At 46.5% G+C, this 18,177-nt stretch carries 18 protein-coding genes; 1 reads left to right on the top strand and 17 read right to left on the bottom strand.

The genetic code is table 11. The features are described 5' to 3' along the window. Positions 1 to 83: 83 nt before the first annotated feature. From mtaB to gpr, 17 genes are all read right to left on the bottom strand, one after another. Positions 84 to 1,430, bottom strand: coding sequence for a tRNA (N(6)-L-threonylcarbamoyladenosine(37)-C(2))-methylthiotransferase MtaB (mtaB, locus tag NSQ38_RS14270; protein ID WP_289389895.1), 1,347 nt, complete (start codon positions 1,428 to 1,430; stop codon positions 84 to 86). A gap of 2 nt (positions 1,431 to 1,432) precedes the next feature. Then, positions 1,433 to 2,197, bottom strand: a complete 765-nt coding sequence (locus NSQ38_RS14265; protein ID WP_339790139.1) for an RsmE family RNA methyltransferase — start codon at positions 2,195 to 2,197, stop codon at positions 1,433 to 1,435. Positions 2,198 to 2,335: 138 nt separating this feature from the next. After that, on the bottom strand, positions 2,336 to 3,016 hold the full coding sequence (locus tag NSQ38_RS14260) for a site-2 protease family protein (protein ID WP_074095894.1): 681 nt from the start codon (positions 3,014 to 3,016) through the stop codon (positions 2,336 to 2,338). Positions 3,017 to 3,019: 3 nt separating this feature from the next. Then, positions 3,020 to 3,985: a 50S ribosomal protein L11 methyltransferase gene (gene prmA, locus NSQ38_RS14255; RefSeq protein WP_338588004.1), complete on the bottom strand. Its 966-nt coding sequence runs from the start codon at positions 3,983 to 3,985 to the stop codon at positions 3,020 to 3,022. A 190-nt stretch (positions 3,986 to 4,175) separates the two neighbouring features. Then, complete coding sequence (locus NSQ38_RS14250; RefSeq protein ID WP_339790136.1) at positions 4,176 to 4,568, bottom strand: hypothetical protein; 393 nt, start codon at positions 4,566 to 4,568, stop codon at positions 4,176 to 4,178. Continuing rightward, complete coding sequence (locus tag NSQ38_RS14245; RefSeq protein ID WP_017687220.1) at positions 4,561 to 4,740, bottom strand: YfhD family protein; 180 nt, start codon at positions 4,738 to 4,740, stop codon at positions 4,561 to 4,563. The genes NSQ38_RS14250 and NSQ38_RS14245 overlap by 8 nt, the downstream gene beginning before the upstream one ends. A gap of 280 nt (positions 4,741 to 5,020) precedes the next feature. Beyond that, on the bottom strand, positions 5,021 to 5,389 hold the full coding sequence (locus NSQ38_RS14240; protein WP_338588005.1) for a hypothetical protein: 369 nt from the start codon (positions 5,387 to 5,389) through the stop codon (positions 5,021 to 5,023). 239 nt (positions 5,390 to 5,628) lie between these two features. After that, complete coding sequence (gene dnaJ, locus NSQ38_RS14235; RefSeq protein ID WP_062835521.1) at positions 5,629 to 6,753, bottom strand: molecular chaperone DnaJ; 1,125 nt, start codon at positions 6,751 to 6,753, stop codon at positions 5,629 to 5,631. Positions 6,754 to 6,882: 129 nt separating this feature from the next. Then, positions 6,883 to 8,727, bottom strand: coding sequence for a molecular chaperone DnaK (dnaK, locus tag NSQ38_RS14230; protein WP_091028373.1), 1,845 nt, complete (start codon positions 8,725 to 8,727; stop codon positions 6,883 to 6,885). Between the two features lie 160 nt (positions 8,728 to 8,887). Next, the gene (gene grpE, locus NSQ38_RS14225; protein ID WP_133385571.1) at positions 8,888 to 9,460 is read right to left on the bottom strand and encodes a nucleotide exchange factor GrpE; all 573 of its coding nucleotides are present in this window, start codon (positions 9,458 to 9,460) and stop codon (positions 8,888 to 8,890) included. Between the two features lie 35 nt (positions 9,461 to 9,495). After that, positions 9,496 to 10,527 carry a heat-inducible transcriptional repressor HrcA gene (gene hrcA / locus NSQ38_RS14220; RefSeq protein WP_338588007.1) on the bottom strand — a complete coding sequence of 344 codons (1,032 nt, stop codon included), beginning with the start codon at positions 10,525 to 10,527 and terminating at the stop codon, positions 9,496 to 9,498. 255 nt (positions 10,528 to 10,782) lie between these two features. Then, positions 10,783 to 11,253: an N-acetyltransferase gene (locus NSQ38_RS14215; RefSeq protein WP_017687214.1), complete on the bottom strand. Its 471-nt coding sequence runs from the start codon at positions 11,251 to 11,253 to the stop codon at positions 10,783 to 10,785. Between the two features lie 118 nt (positions 11,254 to 11,371). Further along, positions 11,372 to 12,556 (bottom strand): radical SAM family heme chaperone HemW, encoded by a 1,185-nt coding sequence (gene hemW / locus NSQ38_RS14210; protein WP_036668565.1) that lies wholly within the window; start codon positions 12,554 to 12,556, stop codon positions 11,372 to 11,374. A gap of 182 nt (positions 12,557 to 12,738) precedes the next feature. Next, complete coding sequence (gene lepA, locus NSQ38_RS14205) at positions 12,739 to 14,553, bottom strand: translation elongation factor 4 (protein WP_076211672.1); 1,815 nt, start codon at positions 14,551 to 14,553, stop codon at positions 12,739 to 12,741. A 145-nt stretch (positions 14,554 to 14,698) separates the two neighbouring features. Then, positions 14,699 to 15,058: a hypothetical protein gene (locus tag NSQ38_RS14200; RefSeq protein WP_338588008.1), complete on the bottom strand. Its 360-nt coding sequence runs from the start codon at positions 15,056 to 15,058 to the stop codon at positions 14,699 to 14,701. A gap of 53 nt (positions 15,059 to 15,111) precedes the next feature. Continuing rightward, entirely contained in the window at positions 15,112 to 16,407 is a 1,296-nt protein-coding gene (locus tag NSQ38_RS14195; protein ID WP_315372316.1) for a stage II sporulation protein P, read from the bottom strand. Between the two features lie 145 nt (positions 16,408 to 16,552). Continuing rightward, positions 16,553 to 17,554 (bottom strand): GPR endopeptidase, encoded by a 1,002-nt coding sequence (gene gpr, locus NSQ38_RS14190; protein WP_036615103.1) that lies wholly within the window; start codon positions 17,552 to 17,554, stop codon positions 16,553 to 16,555. A gap of 175 nt (positions 17,555 to 17,729) precedes the next feature. Here gpr and rpsT point away from each other — a divergent pair, with 175 nt between their 5' ends. Then, entirely contained in the window at positions 17,730 to 18,002 is a 273-nt protein-coding gene (gene rpsT, locus NSQ38_RS14185; protein WP_024628504.1) for a 30S ribosomal protein S20, read from the top strand. Positions 18,003 to 18,177 lie beyond the last annotated feature (175 nt).

The raw sequence follows: 18,177 nt of genomic DNA, 5'->3' as shown, positions 1-18,177 counted from the left end.
TATCTTATTTTTTGCAAAAGAAGGACCTCATCTCCCCGGGTAAGCTCCCCAAGGAAATGAAATCCTTGTTTCTGACGCCTCGATCACATCGCGGCGGACTTAAGATTCTCTTCCAACACACGTACCAGCGTAGCCTGACTCTCGTTGACGCCAGCTTCAACCACTTTGACCCGGCACACTTTACCGACCATATCCATGGTTCCGTCAAAGACCAGTTGAATGTAGTTGTCGCTATAACCGTGCAGCTTGCCACTTCCCTCGCGGCCCTTGGCTTCACCTTCGGGAATAACATCCAGTACCTGTCCAACAAACTGCTTAGCGTACTCCAGCTGCATCTGCTCGGACAAATCAATCAGTTCATGCACACGTGCATTTTTGACTTCTTCGTCCACCTGATCTTCCATCCGTGCTGCTGGTGTACCCGTACGCTTGGAATAAGGGAATACGTGCATTTCGGAAAAACCGATCTTACGCATCAACTCATAGCCATTACGGTACATCTCATCCGTCTCACCTGGAAATCCAACAATGATGTCTGTTGTAATCGCTACATCCGGCATTGCTTCCCGAATGCGAAGCATTTTGTTGTAAAACTCTTCTGTCGTATACTTACGGCGCATACGTTTCAACACCGTATCATCACCCGCTTGCAGCGGAATATGGAAGTGACGAACAAGTTTGTCCGAACGTTTGATCACGTCGAGCATGCGGTCATCGATCTGACTGGCTTCAATCGAGCTGATTCGAATACGCTCCAAACCTTCTACCTTATCCAAATCCCACAGCAGGTCGGTCAGATCATAGTTTTCCATGTCATCGCCATACCCACCTGTATGAATACCGGTCAGAACAATCTCCTTGTATCCGGCGTGTACGAGTTGATGAGCCTGTTGAATAATGCTGTTCGCCTCACGGCTGCGCGAGAGACCACGAGACCATGGAATAATGCAGAATGTACAGAAGTTATTGCATCCATCCTGGATTTTCAGAAATGCGCGGGTACGGTCAGCAAAATCCGGTACGTCCATTTCTTCAAACACACGGGTTTTCATAATATTACGCACCGCATTAACCGGTTGACGCGACTCCTGAATTTCATTAACATATGGCAAAATCTTGTCACGGTCTTGTGTACCGATAACCAGATCCACCCCTGGGATGTCCAGAATCTCTGCCGGAGAAGTCTGCGCGTAGCAGCCTGTAACGGCCACAATCGCCTCCGGGTTGCGCCGAATGGCACGACGAATAATTTGACGGCTCTTTTTGTCGCCGGTATTGGTTACTGTACAAGTATTAATCAAGTATACATCCGCTGTCTGTTCATCAAAGTCCACTTGATCGTAACCTTCGTTTTTGAACAATTGCCAAATCGCCTCTGTATCATAGAAATTAACTTTGCAGCCTAAGGTGTAAAACGCCACGGATGGCATAATTACATTCCTCCCATTTCTCCGGATTCATATAGCACGCAAGTTAGTGCTGCCATTCCAGCTGTCTCAGCACGCAAAATGCGTTTGCCCAGTCCAACAGATACAGCACCTGCCTCATCAGCCTCTGCCGTCTCCTTCTCAGAAAATCCACCTTCCGGTCCAACCACGATCAAAACTTCTACACTTGCATCAGGTGCAAGCTGCTCTACAAACGGTTTCAGTGCATCTCTCAGCTGTTTACCGTTTTCTTTCTCATAACAATAACATACCAGGCTATAGCCCTCAAAAGAAGATAACAGCCCTTTCCAGGAAAGCGGCTGCTCGACAGATGGAATACGATTCCGGTGACTCTGTTCGGCAGCTTCCTTGGCGATTTTCCGCCACCGCTCTAACCGTTTGCCTTCTTTCTTGGCATCATATTGCACAATCGTACGTTCTGACAGGAAGGGTACAAATGATACCGCCCCAATCTCAGTACATCTCTGGATGACTGTTTCCATCTTGTCGCCCTTGGGCAAACTCTGTGCCACGGTTACACGAATCCGTGCTTCATGGTCCATCTCGAGAGGTTCGACAATATTGGCTGTCACTTGGCCAACTTCAATAGTCTCAATTTCCACGAGTGCTTCTCTGGAGTTTCCGTCACTGACAATCAGTTTATCTCCAGGTTTACCACGCATGACCTTGCCGATATGGCGTGCATCATCACCTGTGATGATCACAGCGTGTTCACTAAACTGTTCTGCAGATACAAAATATCGCTGCATTAGTCAATCCACCCATTCTGTCCTGTTATGACTGGAATTCACCCCGCCTGATGACAGGCGTGAATCCAATCGCCACAGATGATCATACAACTTTTACGTGTTTCTGACCAGTATATCAGCCCAAAACACGCTACGCTTTTAGCGATATAATTCAATAACCAGCTTTGCCAGATCCACATACATCGTTTGCGCAAACTCATACAAAGGTTGAATCGTCACATTTTGCAACGGAGGTATAACAAGAATCAATAAGAAGATAAAAATGGACCATTGCTCCACCCCTTGCAGCTTGCGGCTGATTGAAGGTGGCACTACATCTTCCAGAATCCGATAACCATCAAGCGGGGGCAACGGAATCAAGTTAAACAGGAACAGGAAAAAGTTGGTTAAGTTAAAAATAGCGAAAAACGTTGTGATTGCTGTCAGCAACCGCTCATTATCAATGCCGCCGAGTGCTCCCGAACCAACCAGTGAAGCATAGATGATTGTACCGATGATCGCGAGCAACAGATTGCTCAGAGGCCCTGCTGCGGATACGATGATGCCCATCAATCTAGGTTTGTCGAAGTTAGCACGATTAACCGGAACTGGACGTGCCCAACCAAAGCCGGCAATAATGAGCAACAGCACACCAAACAAGTCAAAGTGTACAACCGGATTCAGCGTGACCCGACCCAACAGCTTGGCTGTCGGATCACCGAATTTGTTGGCAAAATACGCATGCGAGAATTCATGCACCGTAAATGCGATCAGGATGGTCAGCAGGAAAAACGGAAGCTGATCGATCGGATAACGAAAGAACGAATTCCAAAAGTCCATACGTTACCCCTTTCTGGCTACAAACGCCAGCCAATCCTCATCACGGTGGATCGCACTCACTTCAAACCCGGAGGCTACCAGTGCATCATGTACAACCTGCTCTTTGTTTTTCCAAATTCCGGATACAATATAGGTCCCACCAGACTCAAGCGCATTATAAACATCGTCTACGAACAACAAAATGATCTCAGCCAGAATGTTCGCCACGACAACCTTAACTGGCAGTTGCACACCAAGCGCAGGGTCCTGACTCCCGAGGACGGACAACAGATCACTCTCTTTAACCGTAATTTGTTGCTCCAGCCCGTTCAGTTCCACATTCTCCCTGGCACTGATTACCGCAACCGGATCAAGATCAAGCGCCAGTACATGTTTTGCACCAAGTTTTATCGCTCCTATAGCCAAAATCCCAGAACCTGTACCTACGTCAATAACTTCCTCGCCGCCCTGAACAACCGTTTCCAGTGTACGCAAGCAGAGGGAGGTCGTTGGATGTGTTCCTGTACCAAAAGCCATGCCTGGGTCAAGCTCAATAATTTTCTCATCCGGACTTTCTGGTGTATACTCTTCCCACGTTGGTTTAATGGTCAGACGCTCCGATACACGTACTGGCTTGAAATATTGTTTCCAGGCTGTTGCCCAGTCATTTTCATCCACTGTACGCGTCTCATAACGAACCTCACCTGTATCAATTCCAAATTCAGAGAGTTCCTCGATTCTCGGATTAACTTCTGACTGTAGTGCAACCATATCCGTACCTTCGGAGAAGTACCCTTTGATGACCGCAAAGCCTTCCGGAATATCATTCAAAGGAACGTCGTATAACTCACCATATGTTGTGTCCCGTTTTTTATTTAAAGTACCGGACTCTTCAATCGAAACCCCTCCAGCACCCGCTTCATGTAAAAAATTCGAAATCATCTCCACAGCTTCTTCTGTGGTATGTATTGTTAGTTCATGCCATAACATACTTGGTTTTTCCTCCTCATTTTTCAAACATCCCAACTATTGTACTACACAAGCTAGCCAGAGCACAAAGCCGCATCAGTAAAAGAAAAACAAAACAGGATATCCGCAGCCTGACTGCTCGAATATCCTGTCATCTATTCATCCATATCTGTTTCGTTTACTTCAGTATTTTGCATAATTCGAATCTCACTTAACAAAAACGCCCACCATTCTGTGTGATCATCTCTGCGGCTTGCGGGAGCGAATCGTTGGATACGGACACGGTCAGCAAAATTTCTTGTTTTAGCCTGTTTGCCGAGACCTCTTTGGGTGTATCATACACCTGACCATTGGACAACATTTCTGTTTCATCACTGATCAAGGCGAGTACATTCAGTTCGCCACTAAATCCTCCAACGACGGCTGTAGGAGAATTATCTGAGCTCGTAACATCGTGTGAGTCCAATGCAGACGCTTCATTGCCAAGGCTCTCGATACTCAATTGGTTCGGGTGCAACAATTCCAGGGCTCTGCGTGCAGACTCCGCCTCAGTCCAGCTTGTAAAAACAGCTTCGAGGGTCACCGCCGAGCGATCTTCAGTCATGCAGCTCCCGTCCCTGACGTCGATCAGCCGCTTCACTGCGGCGTAGTGCTTCGATATCTTCATGATCCGCAGCTTCAGCGCTGAATTCCACGTCCTCATTTTTCGCGGATTGCATACGTTTCATCTTTTCCGTTTTGGTTAAAATCTTGCCTGGACGTTCATGCTCTGCCATTGTAATGCTCCTCCTTCAAATTGTATAAGTTCAACTAAATCGTATTTACACTGACACTCCGATGACAGAACAACCTTCCGATCGCTGTTATCCCCAGATTTTTTTTAATTCCCTTCTTCAAAGGGAAAATCCGGGGATAGCGTATGCTTCCGAAGTAGCTTTCTTGCGAAAGCTTTTAGGCGAACGCTTCGCTTCTTCAGGTTTTTTCTGTCCTCTCCGTTATTGTGTAAATGTTTAGATTGAATCTTATATTGCTGGTCTAAATATATATTTCTTGAAACTAGATCAATCCACCGGCTTGTTCGATAATAGACATAGCACGGTGATGTACCGATTCATCTACGATGACGGTTAGTAATACATCCCTTCCTGTAGGTCCACCCTGTCCACCATCACTCATGCCGCTTGCAGAAGGGTCCGCCGCAGCCATGATTCCAGCACTGGCATTCGTTTGCATCGAATCGGGCACCCATGATGAAAAACTGCCGGAAACGCCCGGCTTGTAGGAAGCCCCGCTTGGTCCTACACCCGCATATCGGCTGAATCGATTAATTGACAGGTCCTCCACTCGCAATGCCTCCAGTTTTTTGGCTGCCCCTTGAGCCTGTTCCGGGCTGTGAAAGTACGCCAAAATATTTTTCTCGGTCATCCGCTTCACCTGCTTCCCTAATTTCTCGCATATCAGCTATGCATATCATTCTCGCCATGCTATCTTTCCGCAAGTTCGCTCAGAATATACCGAAATGCTCCCACAAATTGCTGTCGTTCTTCGTAGCATAAATCCATGGATTTCACAAAAAACACTGAACCACTAAAAAGGCGCACAAAAAAGGACACCCCGCGGTAAAAACCGCTATGGTGTCCTGTTGGGCTTGCTTTATTTTATTCTCAGTCGCCGCGGAAGGCGCGTTTCACTCTATCAAAGAAAGATTGTTCATGCTCATGTGTTTGCTCTCCATCCAGCGCAGCGATTTGGCGAAGCAGATCTTTCTGCTCGTCATTCAGCTTGCTAGGTGTAACCACAACCACTTTCACATGCTGATCCCCTTGCCCCATACCGCGCAGGCGTGGTACACCTTTGCCTTTGAGGCGGAAATACGTTCCCGTTTGTGTACCAGCTGGTACTTTCAACTTCACTTTTTCAGTCAACGTTGGGATTTCAACTTCATCTCCCAGAGCTGCCTGTGCAAAGGTAAGTGGGATTTCGCAATAAATATCGTCACCTTCACGCTCGAAGAAATCATGTGATTTCACGCGAATGACAATATACAGATCTCCCGCTGGTCCGCCACGCAGGCCTCCCTCGCCCTCACCTGTCATACGCAGTTGCGCGCCATCATCTACACCCGCTGGAATGCGGACATGGATTTTGCGTTGCTTGCGGACTTTACCGCTACCACTGCACGTTGTACATTTTTCTTTGATAATTTGGCCCGAACCACTACAGTTCGAACATGCACGGCGATTAACCATACGACCAAACGGTGTATTTTGCACGACTTCCTGCTGACCGCTACCTTGGCAGACCGAGCAGGTTTCCGGTTTCGTTCCAGGTTTGGCACCTGAGCCATGACAGGTATCACAGCCTTCTGTACGCGGAATCGTAATATCGGTTTCTTTACCAAATACAGCTTCCTTGAACTCAATCGTCATCGTATACTGCAGGTCATTCCCCCGTTGCGGAGCATTTGGATCACGTCGTCCACCGCCACCGCCGCCAAAGAACATGTCGAAGATGTCGCCAAATCCGCCGCCGCCAAAATCACCGCCACCACCGAATCCACCTTGATTCGGATCGACATGACCATATTGATCATATTGTGCACGCTTCTGACCGTCACTCACTACGTCGTAAGCTTCTTTAACTTCTTTAAATTTAGCTTCCGCATCAGCAGCCTTGTTTACGTCAGGGTGATACTGACGGGCAAGCTTACGGTAAGCCTTTTTAATCTCATCGTCGTTAGCCGTTTTACTAACGCCAAGCACCTCATAATAATCACGCTTTTCAGCCACTCTTCCACCCCCATATCATTCACCATATCGCACATCGTGACAAAAGGAAAGCCAAAGCGCGGGAGCCCCGGCTATGACTTTCCCTCTAATTCGAACGTCACCGATGTTTAATTCGCGTAGAACTACGAATTAGTTTTGTTTTTTATCTTCATCCACAACTTCGTAATCAGCGTCTACGACGTTGTCACGTTTAGCGGAACCTTGTTGCTCTTCAGCACCTTGCGCTTCTTGCTCTTGCGCCTGAGCTTGCTCATACAGTTTCACGGACAGTTGTTGAACGATCTCTGTCAGTTCTTCTGTAGCAGCTTTGATATCTTCCAGGTTGTCGGAAGCCAGCACGCCTTGCAGTTTTTCTTTGGCAGCATTTGCTTTTTCAACTTCGCCAGCATCTGCTTTTTCGCCAAGATCTTTGATCGTTTTGTCAACAGAGTAGATCAATTGATCTGCACTGTTTTTCGCTTCAACGAGTTCTCTGCGTTTTTTATCTTCTTCAGCGTGCAACTCAGCATCTTTCATCATTTGCTCAACTTCAGCATCGCTCAAACCGCTGGAAGAAGTGATTGTGATTTTTTGAGTTTTGTTAGTACCTTTATCTGTTGCAGATACGTTAACGATACCGTTGGCATCAATATCGAAGCTAACTTCGATCTGCGGAACGCCACGTGGAGCTGGTGGAATATCACCCAACATGAAACGTCCAAGCGATTTGTTACCTGCTGCCATCTCACGCTCACCTTGCAGAACATGAATCTCAACGCTTGGTTGATTGTCTGCATAAGTGGAGAATACTTGAGATTTGCTTGTAGGGATCGTTGTGTTACGCTCGATCATTTTAGTGAATACGCCACCTGCTGTTTCGATACCCAGGGACAGTGGAGTTACGTCAAGCAATACAACGTCTTTCACGTCACCTGTCAGTACGCCCGCTTGTACAGCAGCACCCAACGCTACAACTTCATCCGGGTTAACGCCTTTGTGAGGCTCTTTACCCGTCAGTTTTTTGATTGCTTCTTGAACTGCAGGAATACGTGTGGAACCACCAACCAATACGATCTTGTCGATATCGTTAGCTGTCATACCCGCATCGCTCAATGCACGACGAGTCGGTTCAAGCGTACGCTCAACCAGACCTGCAGAGATTTCTTCAAATTTCGCACGGCTCAGGTTCAACTCCAAATGCTGAGGAACGCCATCAGCAACCGTGATGAACGGCAAGGAGATCGTTGTAGTCAATACGCCGGAAAGTTCTTTTTTCGCTTTTTCCGCTGCATCTTTCAAACGTTGAACCGCTGCTTTATCTTTACTCAAGTCAATGCCTTGATCTTTTTTGAATTCACTTACGAGATAATCAATGATTACTTGGTCGAAGTCATCCCCGCCCAGTTGGTTGTCCCCGCTCGTTGCTTTAACTTCGAAGAAGCCGTCACCCAGTTCAAGAATGGATACGTCGAACGTACCGCCACCCAGGTCATATACCAGAATCGTTTGGTCTTCGGATTTCTCCATACCGTATGCCAAAGCTGCTGCTGTAGGCTCGTTGACGATACGCAGAACTTCCAAACCTGCAATTTTACCCGCATCTTTAGTCGCTTGACGCTGACTGTCATTGAAGTAAGCTGGTACAGTGATAACTGCTTGAGTTACCGTTTGACCCAGATAAGCTTCAGCATCAGTTTTCAATTTTTGCAGGATGATTGCAGAGATCTCTTGTGCAGAGTAGTCTTTGCCATCGATTGTTTCCTTGTGGGAAGTACCCATGTGACGTTTGATCGACATGATCGTACGATCCGGATTGGTGATCGCTTGACGTTTTGCAGTTTCACCAACAACACGCTCTCCATCTTTTTTGAAACCAACTACGGATGGAGTTGTACGTGCGCCCTCCGGATTTGGAATTACGACAGCCTCGCCGCCTTCCATTACTGCTACGCATGAGTTTGTTGTTCCTAAGTCAATACCAATTACTTTGCTCATCCGAAAATTTCCTCCTCAACAATTTAAAATGAATGGGTCTGATCTGACCCTTATTTAGATGTTCATGTTGCTAATCGTGCTCTATGTGTACAAACCTTTATATTAAACTTCGCCCACATTGTTCAACCACGGAGCCAACTCATTCCTTCCTATAAGGAAATTATGAGCTGACTTTTACCATAGCTGGACGAAGCACTTTATCTTTCAGCATGTAGCCTTTTTGGACTTCCTCAACAACGATACCTTCTTCGTACTCGTCGCTCTCCACTTGCATAATTGCTTGGTGGAATTCAGGATTGAACGGTTGTCCTACCGATTCCATAGCCGTCAGACCTTCATTATTCATCACGGTTTCCAATTGACGGAAAATCATTTGGATGCCTTTTGAGAAAGATTCGACCTCTGCTCCTTCCGGTACAGTAGCCATGGCGCGCTCGAAGTTATCAATAACCGGTACCAGTTCGGTGACCAGCTTCATCGAAGCGTATTTAGCCAATTCTTCTTTTTCCTTCTGCGTACGACGACGGAAGTTATCAAAATCAGCCTGTGCACGGACATAACGCTGCTGTTGCTCCTCAGCTTCTGCCTTCAGACGCGCAAGCTCATCCTGCTCCTGACCAGCCATCTCTTCAGCTTGTGCTTCTGCAGCGCCAGCTTCATTAATAGGCTCCTGCTCAGCTGCTGTTACCTCTTGTTCTTCTGTAAATGATTGCTCCTCTTTCAAGATGTTCACCTCCTTATACGAATGAAATGGTTCATTCCCGAATCTTATTTGAAACGATGTGTCAGCATCGTCGTCAAGTCACGGGATAGTGTATTTAAAATATGAATGACACGTGCATAATCCATCCGCGTGGGTCCTAAAATACCGATCGAACCCAATGCCTCACCGTCCAATGAATAGGAGGCTGTAATCAGGCTGCAGTTGGCAAAGGCTTCATGATCATTTTCAGTGCCGATTCGCACTTGAATACCAGATCCACCCGGCACGGGCATCATCAATTTCATGAGTGTTGGTGTCTCTTCCAGCAGGTCAAGAATATCTTTTACCTTTTCGATATCTTTAAACTCCGGTTGAGTCAACATGTTGGTGGCACCACTGAGGAACAGACGATTATCATGTTCGTTGTCAAAGGCACTGTTCAGCACCTGCATAACTTCCTCATAACGTGTAATATGCCGTTCCATCTCTTGCCCAAGTTCGGTATAAAGACGGGATTTCAATTTGTAGATTGGTACGCCCACAAGTTTGGTATTTAACAAACGAACCACATTTTCCATCTCGGCTACCGAGATTTCTGGTGGAATCTGGACCGTCTTGTTCTCCACCTGACCTGTATTGGTCACAATGATTGCCACAGCTTCACTTTCATTCAACGGAAGCAATTGGAAGTGACGTAGGGACGTATGGAATACTTCCGGTCCAAGCAGGATCGAAGTATAATTCGTCATATGTGACAAAATATTGGATGCATGCTGAATAACTTGCTCCATGACGTTCAACTTTTCAGCGAAGAACGACTTCAGATCATCCAACTCCTGAGGCTCCACCTGATTCCAGGGAACCAAATGATCGACATAATATCGATAGCCTTTATGGGATGGAATGCGTCCAGCCGATGTATGCGGCTGTTCCAGAAAGCCCATATCTTCGAGATCCGCCATTTCATTACGGATCGTCGCCGGACTGTATCCAACATCTCCCCTTTTGGAAATGCTCCGGGACCCTACGGGCTCAGCTGAACGGATATAGTCATCCACTATAGCGTTCAGAATCATTCGTTGACGCTCTGTTAACATGGTGAGTATTCCCTCCTTCTGACTGTACTGTCCCATGTCGTTAGCACTCCGGTTAGATGAGTGCTAAGCGGTAATACAAAAATACCAAACTGACGTGAACATTGTCAAGTGAGTTTGATGAGTGGGCTCATCTATTTATAGTATAGACCAATGTCAACGAGTCCTAACAACTTTATTGTACATACTTTAAAGTAAAAAAGGACTGCATGTAGGGCAGAGGCTGACTCGGCTCGATTCATGCAGTCCATTCAGTTATTAGGCTGAAACGTTAAGCTCTTTCAATACAGCGATCTCATCACAACAATCCTGCTTGCTGCAATGAACACAGTCGGTCCATACTTTCTCGGGGAAAATCTCCTTTTCCACCACGGCAAAGCCGTTTTTGAGGAAAAAGGACACTTCATATGTCAACGCCATAACCTTAGGAATCTGTTGTTTCTCCGCTTCTTCTACCAGTCGGTCCAGCAATCGGGAGCCAATACCGAGCCCTTTGTGCCCTTCCGAGATACCGAGTGATCTGACTTCTACCAGATCATTCCCCAGACGACAAAGCGATCCGCAACCCACCACTTCACCATCAACTTCGGCTACAACAAAGTGCTCCAGCTGTCGGTGCAGTATTTCCCGTGATCGCGGAAGCATGATCCCACGCTCTGCATAGCCCTTAATCATTTCATACAGTGGTTCAACATCTTCCGGCACGGCTTTTCTGCATATTACCGACATCCTGCTCTCCTCCTATTACCAAGCTTTCCAGAGGAAAGCTGACTTCGTAGTTGTTAAATTAACACGCTCTGTAAAATCAATATGAATAAATATACAACAGAGCGTATAGAATTTCAAGCTATGAATTCAGCGATATGGACCCGATAAACTCCGCAAAAACGTCATTTCCGAACAGGATACCCTGCTCGCTCAGTCGGAAGCCGTCTGCCGTCCGCTCAAGCAGCCCTGCGTTTAACATTTTGCCCAAAGGCTTTGCAAACACTTCTTCCATGGACTCTCCGAACTGTTCGCTAAAACGTGAGGCCGAAGCCCCCTCCAACATTCTCAGTCCAACCATCAGATAATCTTCCATGGCCTCAGGGCGAGCAATCTCAAAATGATCCAGACGAGGCAGTCCTGCACGCGAAGCTTCAACATAAGGATTTATACCTTTAATATTCATATGCCGTTCGCGGCCTACATATCCATGCGCACCTGCACCCAGACCATAGTAGTCCTCATTACGCCAGTAGGTAATATTGTGACGACTCTCAAAGCCCGGCTTGGCAAAGTTACTGATCTCGTATTGTCCATAGCCTGCTTCTTTCATACGTCTCATTAATAGAAGATACATCTCCAGCTCGTCATCTTCATGAGGAAGTGGCAACTGGTTCTTCTGATACAGTGTATGGAAAAGTGTATTCTCTTCCACTTTCAGGCTGTAGATGGAGTAATGCGGCAGATCCAGTTCCAGCGCTTTGTCGATACTCTCATTCAACATTTCAACAGTCTGGTTCGGCAAACCAAACATCAGGTCAATGGACAGGTTATTCAATCCCGCTTTTCGAGCATTCTCCAAACTGCGATATACATCATCCGTATTATGAATACGGCCAATGCCTGTCAGCAGATCATTCTGAAACGCCTGCACGCCAAAGCTGACACGGTTGACGCCGCCTTCTTTCATCGCAGCAAGCTTCTCCGCATCCGTGGTTCCCGGGTTGGCTTCCATCGAAAATTCAATATCGTCCGCCCAATTTGGGAAATACGTCTTCACGGAACGAAGAAATACTGCCATCTCATCCGGTTTCAGAGCTGTTGGCGTACCCCCACCTACAAATATGGTCTTGATCTCACCCGGTGGATTGGCCTTAACTGTATGTTCCATCTCCCGTTCCAGCGCTTCGAGATATTGCATCACGGGCTGATCTTTCAGAACGTAGGAGTTAAAGTCGCAATAAAAACATTTATTCGTGCAAAAGGGAATGTGAAGATACACCGCTTGGGGCGCACCTGTCTTCCGGCTGTGTGCTGCCAATGTCATGGCAAGTCCCCCTCTATTTGAAAAAAGGAAAGCCATCCGGCTTCCCTTTCAGCTTAGTTATTTAATATTCTGTGTTGTACCAATTCAATTTCGATACACACACTCTGTGATGTACCCGAAATTGAATTCTCCTAATCTAGTTTGAATACTCACATTCTGTGACGTATTTCAAATTAGATTATTTAATCATCAATTTTCAGTACCGCCATGAATGCCTCTTGTGGCACCTCAACGTTACCAACCTGCTTCATCCGCTTCTTACCTTCTTTCTGCTTCTCAAGCAGTTTCCGTTTCCGCGAGATGTCACCACCATAACACTTGGCAAGTACGTTTTTACGCATTGCTTTTACCGTCTCACGAGCAACAACTTTGGTACCTACAGATGCCTGAATTGGCACCTCGAACATTTGCCGTGGAATCAGCTCGCGCAGTTTCTCACAGACAATGCGTCCGCGGTTATAAGCACGGTCACGGTGAACGATGAAGGACAGAGCATCCACCTGTTCGCCATTGAGTACAATATCCATTTTTGCCAGATTGGACTGACGGTAACCGGACAACTCATAATCCAGAGATGCATATCCTTTGGTACCGGATTTCAACTGGTCGAAGAAGTCATATACAATCTCGGACAACGGAATCTCATAGGTAATGGTAACCCGGGTTGTGTCCAAATATTCCATATTTACATATTCACCCCGTTTATTCTGACACAGCTCCATAATGGTACCTACATAATCATTCGGCACGATAATATCTGCCTTGACGTATGGTTCCTCGACGTAATCAATCCGTCCCACCTCAGGATAGTTGGATGGGTTGTCGATTTTCATCACTTCACCATTCGTTAAGGTGACGTGATAGATTACACTTGGTGCCGTTGTGATCAACGGAATGTTAAACTCCCGCTCGATCCGCTCCTGGATAACGTCCATGTGAAGCAGCCCAAGGAATCCGCAACGGAATCCAAAACCGAGTGCACTGGATGTTTCCGGTTCAAAGCTCAGAGACGCATCGTTCAACTGCAATTTCTCCAACGCTTCACGCAGATCAACATAGTCCGATGTTTCGATCGGATAGAGACCACAATACACCATTGGGTTAATTTTACGATAACCCGGCAAAGGTTCCGGTGTTGGATTTTTAGCATCTGTCACCGTATCCCCGACTTGTGTATCGCCAACATGCCGGATACCTGCAACGATAAATCCAACATCCCCGACGTTCAGCTCGTCCACGATGGTCATACGAGGTTTGAACGCTCCAACTTCAATGACTTCAAATGATTTACCTGTTGCCATCATTTTGATTTTGGAACCGGATTTGATTTTGCCATCAACAACACGCACATATACGATTACACCTTTGTACGGGTCATAGTGCGAGTCAAAGATCAGCGCTTTCAAAGGCTGGTCAGGATCACCAGTTGGAGCCGGAACACTTTTCACCACTTGCTCCAAAATTTCTTTGATTCCGATTCCTGATTTGGCCGAAGCCAAGACCGCATTACTTGTGTCCAAACCAATAACATCTTCCACTTCCTGCTTCACCCGTTCAGGATCAGCGCTCGGAAGGTCAATTTTGTTGATAACTGGTAAAATTTCAAGGTTGTTATCCAATGCCAGATACACGTTGGCAAGTGTTTGGGCTTCGATTCCCTGAGCCGCATCCACAACCAGCAGAGCACCTTCACATGCAGCAAGACTGCGTGATACTTCATATGTGAAGTCTACGTGTCCCGGTGTATCAATCAGATTCAATAAATACTCTTCACCATCATCCGCTTTGTAAGTCAAGGCTACTGCTTGTAGCTTGATCGTTATTCCACGTTCGCGTTCAAGGTCCATCTTATCCAGAACCTGTTCCTGCATTTCACGTGACGTGAGCGCACCTGTGTGCTCCAAGATCCGGTCCGCAAGTGTTGATTTGCCGTGATCTATATGTGCAATGATAGAAAAGTTACGAATTTTACGTTGTCTTGCCCGAATGTCAGTCATTCCTTACCCCCAGAAACAGCCTAGTGTCAATCACTTCATTATAACAGTTGAAGCACAGTGCATCAATCCCGTGTTGTCTCAACTTTATAATAAAGTGTGATCATACACTCCTAGAGGTAATATTGTACCTTTAATCCATGGTATTTTATTCAGCAACGCCACTAAAAAGAGAGACCACCCATTTGATGCCACTGTGTGAGAGATTTTGCAATAGTCCAGCCGTTTTGTCTGCCAACACATCGACCGGAGCTTTACTCTGATCTGCCCCAAGCACTTGGCTTGGTGACTGAACAGGTACAAACGTTGGTTCTTTGATCTCCTTCTGGACAGGTGCAGTTGGAACAGATTCGGTAACCGATGAAGTTGGCTCAGTTGTCACCACGGTTGACGTGCCTCCTGATGGATTGCCCATATGAAAGTTGCTGCCAGCCAGCTGCATTCCGAACAGAACACCCAGCAACATTAATACAGCCATGGATAACAGTCTTTTACCGAATCTGGACATATGCTTTGCCTCCTGTCACTCTACTATTTTTATCTTCTTTACATATATAATTCCTATCCACCCTGCGACGAGGTTTCCGCACTGGCTTTGTCCACCTTCTGATCTTCCCAATACACTTGGGCAATCATGTCTGCTAGAATCTTCGATGTCCGTTGTAACTCAGCTCCTGTGTTGTCTATGCCGCCAATCTCAATCAAAATGCTGTTGGGTGAAAGGGTTTGATTATACTCTCCATTGTTGGCTCCTCCGCCATCCTTGCCCCACACACCACGGGATACCCCAGGATACTTCGCTTCCAGTTTCTTATGAATTTTCGCTGCAAAGGCTTCATTCTGCCGCCAATTTGGATTTTCATGTCCAATAATGAAATACACTTTGGCATAGCCCAAGTCATTAATTGTTGTTGTTGTTTTGCCATGACGCTGTGAATCACGATGAATGTCTATGAGATACGTCAGATCATCATTTTGAGCGAGTGCCGCTTTTACCGTTTGACGGGAGTATTTATAGGAATAGTTCCAGTTGTAGTCCTTAACTTTAGTGGGGTAATCATCCTTGGCGTGTTCTACGCCGATTCCCAGCTTCTCCAGACTGTCTGAGAGGTAGGTTCCCACTTGAAACACATTGCCTGTTGATTTGCCTGTTGATGGATTATCACTTTTCGTACCTAGCAGTGGATTGTAGCCTTCCCTTGGATGGGAATGATAGATAAGAATTGACTTTTTGCCTGTTGTCGGTGAGCCTGAATTGTCTTTCTCACCATTCTTCGCTGGGGGGTCCTCTTTACCTTCTCCATCTCCAGGCTCACTCGACTCAGGTGGATCCGTATTGTCCTGGCCTGGTGGAATATGCAGCTCACTACCGGGTTTTCCTCCACCTGCAGAAGCCGTATCCGTAAGACCGGGACCGGGCTGATAATCTTCGGGAGCCTCGGCTTTTTCGTTACCAGATCCAGGACGGAGCAGAACAGGTTGGTTGGAACCCATGCCCGGCATTTCTCTCGCAATCAGGCTCTTCGGATCTTGAGGATTTACATTCGTTAGTAATTGGAAAACAAAAGAGGTGAGATTCTCACCGGATATCGCAGAGGTCTGTTCCTTCTGGGTGAGATGGGGCATCTCCATACCGAGCATATCGACAAAAAAGCGGCTTGATACGGCACTCGCAAATCCTTTCATGGAAGAAACGGGTGAATTATTCAAGCGTTTCTCTGCCATCCCCCCCAGACCCAGTACGACAAAAAACAAGGCAGATATGATCATAAGCAACAACAACGTACGGCCCATGGCCAGCACGTGCAGACATCTTTTTTTCCACTTCCCAATATTCCAGGCCAATATCTTATTCATTCTGCTGTCTCCTTCCCTGCTGGACAACTCTTATACTTCAACTCTATGAGCCCGCCCAATTTGATAGAACAGGAAAATGAAAGATTCCAAAAACAAAAAAAGAAAGTCCGATAGATTCGGACCTTCTTCTCAGCAGTTTTAAGTTTTAATGTGTATAAGCAGCTACGTTATCCGGATTCACGGCATCATGGAGTGCGGCGTTAAGTCCTGTAGCGATAACATTGGCAATTCCCTCAATAAACTCATCGATTTCCTTTGGGGTAACAATGAGGTCATGACCCAGTGGCTCCAGTACCTCTTTCACCAGACTCAAGCGATCTTGCTCACCGATGTCGTCCAGCATACCCATGATCTGTTTGGTCTGATCCGTTTCCTGGCGGAAGTGTGAGCGCATCATCTCAATCACATTGTTCACAATGGTGGACGCATAACATACGGTTGGTACTCCGATGGCGATGCAAGGCACACCTAATATTTCACGAGTCAGGCCACGCCGTTTATTTCCAATACCGGAACCCGGGTGGATACCAATATCCGCTACCTGAATGGTTGTATTTACACGTTCCAGAGAACGGGAGGCCAGCGCATCAATCGCAATAATCGCATCTGGCTTGGTCCGATCTACAATCCCCTGTACGATGTCACTGGATTCAATGCCCGTTGTACCTAACACGCCGGGAGCAATCGCGCTGACTTCCCGATACCCTGGCGCAACCTGATCTGGCACCAATTCGAAATACTGACGCGTCACCATCAGATTTTCCACAACAAGTGGACCGAGTGAATCCGGGGTGACATTTAAGTTGCCCAAGCCAACAATCAAGACCTTGGATGTTTTGTTAATTCCGGCCTTAACCATAAAATCTTCCATTTCACGTGTGAACTCGGCAGCAACTCGCTCCTGTAACTCGGTATCACCATTCCGTAGTGAAGGTACTTCCAAGGTGACATAGTGACCTTTCACCCGACCAATAGCCGTGGCTGCTTCTTCAGTCAGGACATCAATACGTGTAATCGTAATGCCCTCTTTTTTCTCTACATCTTCCTGTAGTCCGGGAATCGTCTGTTTCTGTCCACCTTGCGCCATTTCCTTGGAGTCGATCGCCAAATCGGTACGAACTGTATAGTTTTGCAAATCCAGTGTCATTCTGTCCCTGCCTCCCTTACCGCATTTGAGCATATTGTGTGGGAAAAAGGGTTTCTTTATACAGCATGTCGAACATCGTAGGAATATCTGTTGCATTTTACATGCTAGCGTGATAGAATATTTTAAGTTGTGAAACGTTTGTATTCATGCAAATGCCTTACAGGAGGTGAATGTAATGCCAAACATCAAATCCGCTGTTAAACGCGTAAAAACGAGCGACAAGCGCCGCGCACTCAACGCTTCCCAGAAGTCTGCACTCCGTACAGCTGTTAAAGCTGCTGATGCTGCTCTGGTAAGTAACGAAGTTGATACTGCAAAAGCTGCGATTCAAGCTGCTTCCAAAAAGCTGGACAAGGCTGTAACTAAAGGTCTGGTTCATAAAAATGCTGCAGCACGCAAAAAGTCTCGCTTGGCGAAAAAACTGAACGCTCTTTCCGCACAAGCGTAAGAAGCGTTACTTATACGATCCAATGGAAAAATCCTGAACAGCATAGGCTTTCAGGATTTTTTAGTATCTGATTCGATAAGTATAAGACAAAGATAAAGCGACCTTTATTCCGATGATTTAACGATCATGGAGCAAAGGTCGCTTTGTTTGGTTATCATACTATTATTCTATCAGG

Origin of the sequence: Paenibacillus sp. FSL R7-0313 (genome assembly GCF_037969885.1) — a bacterium.
In the GTDB taxonomy this organism is placed as follows: Bacteria; Bacillota; Bacilli; order Paenibacillales; family Paenibacillaceae; genus Paenibacillus.
This window is presented reverse-complemented; position numbering and strand designations above follow the sequence as displayed.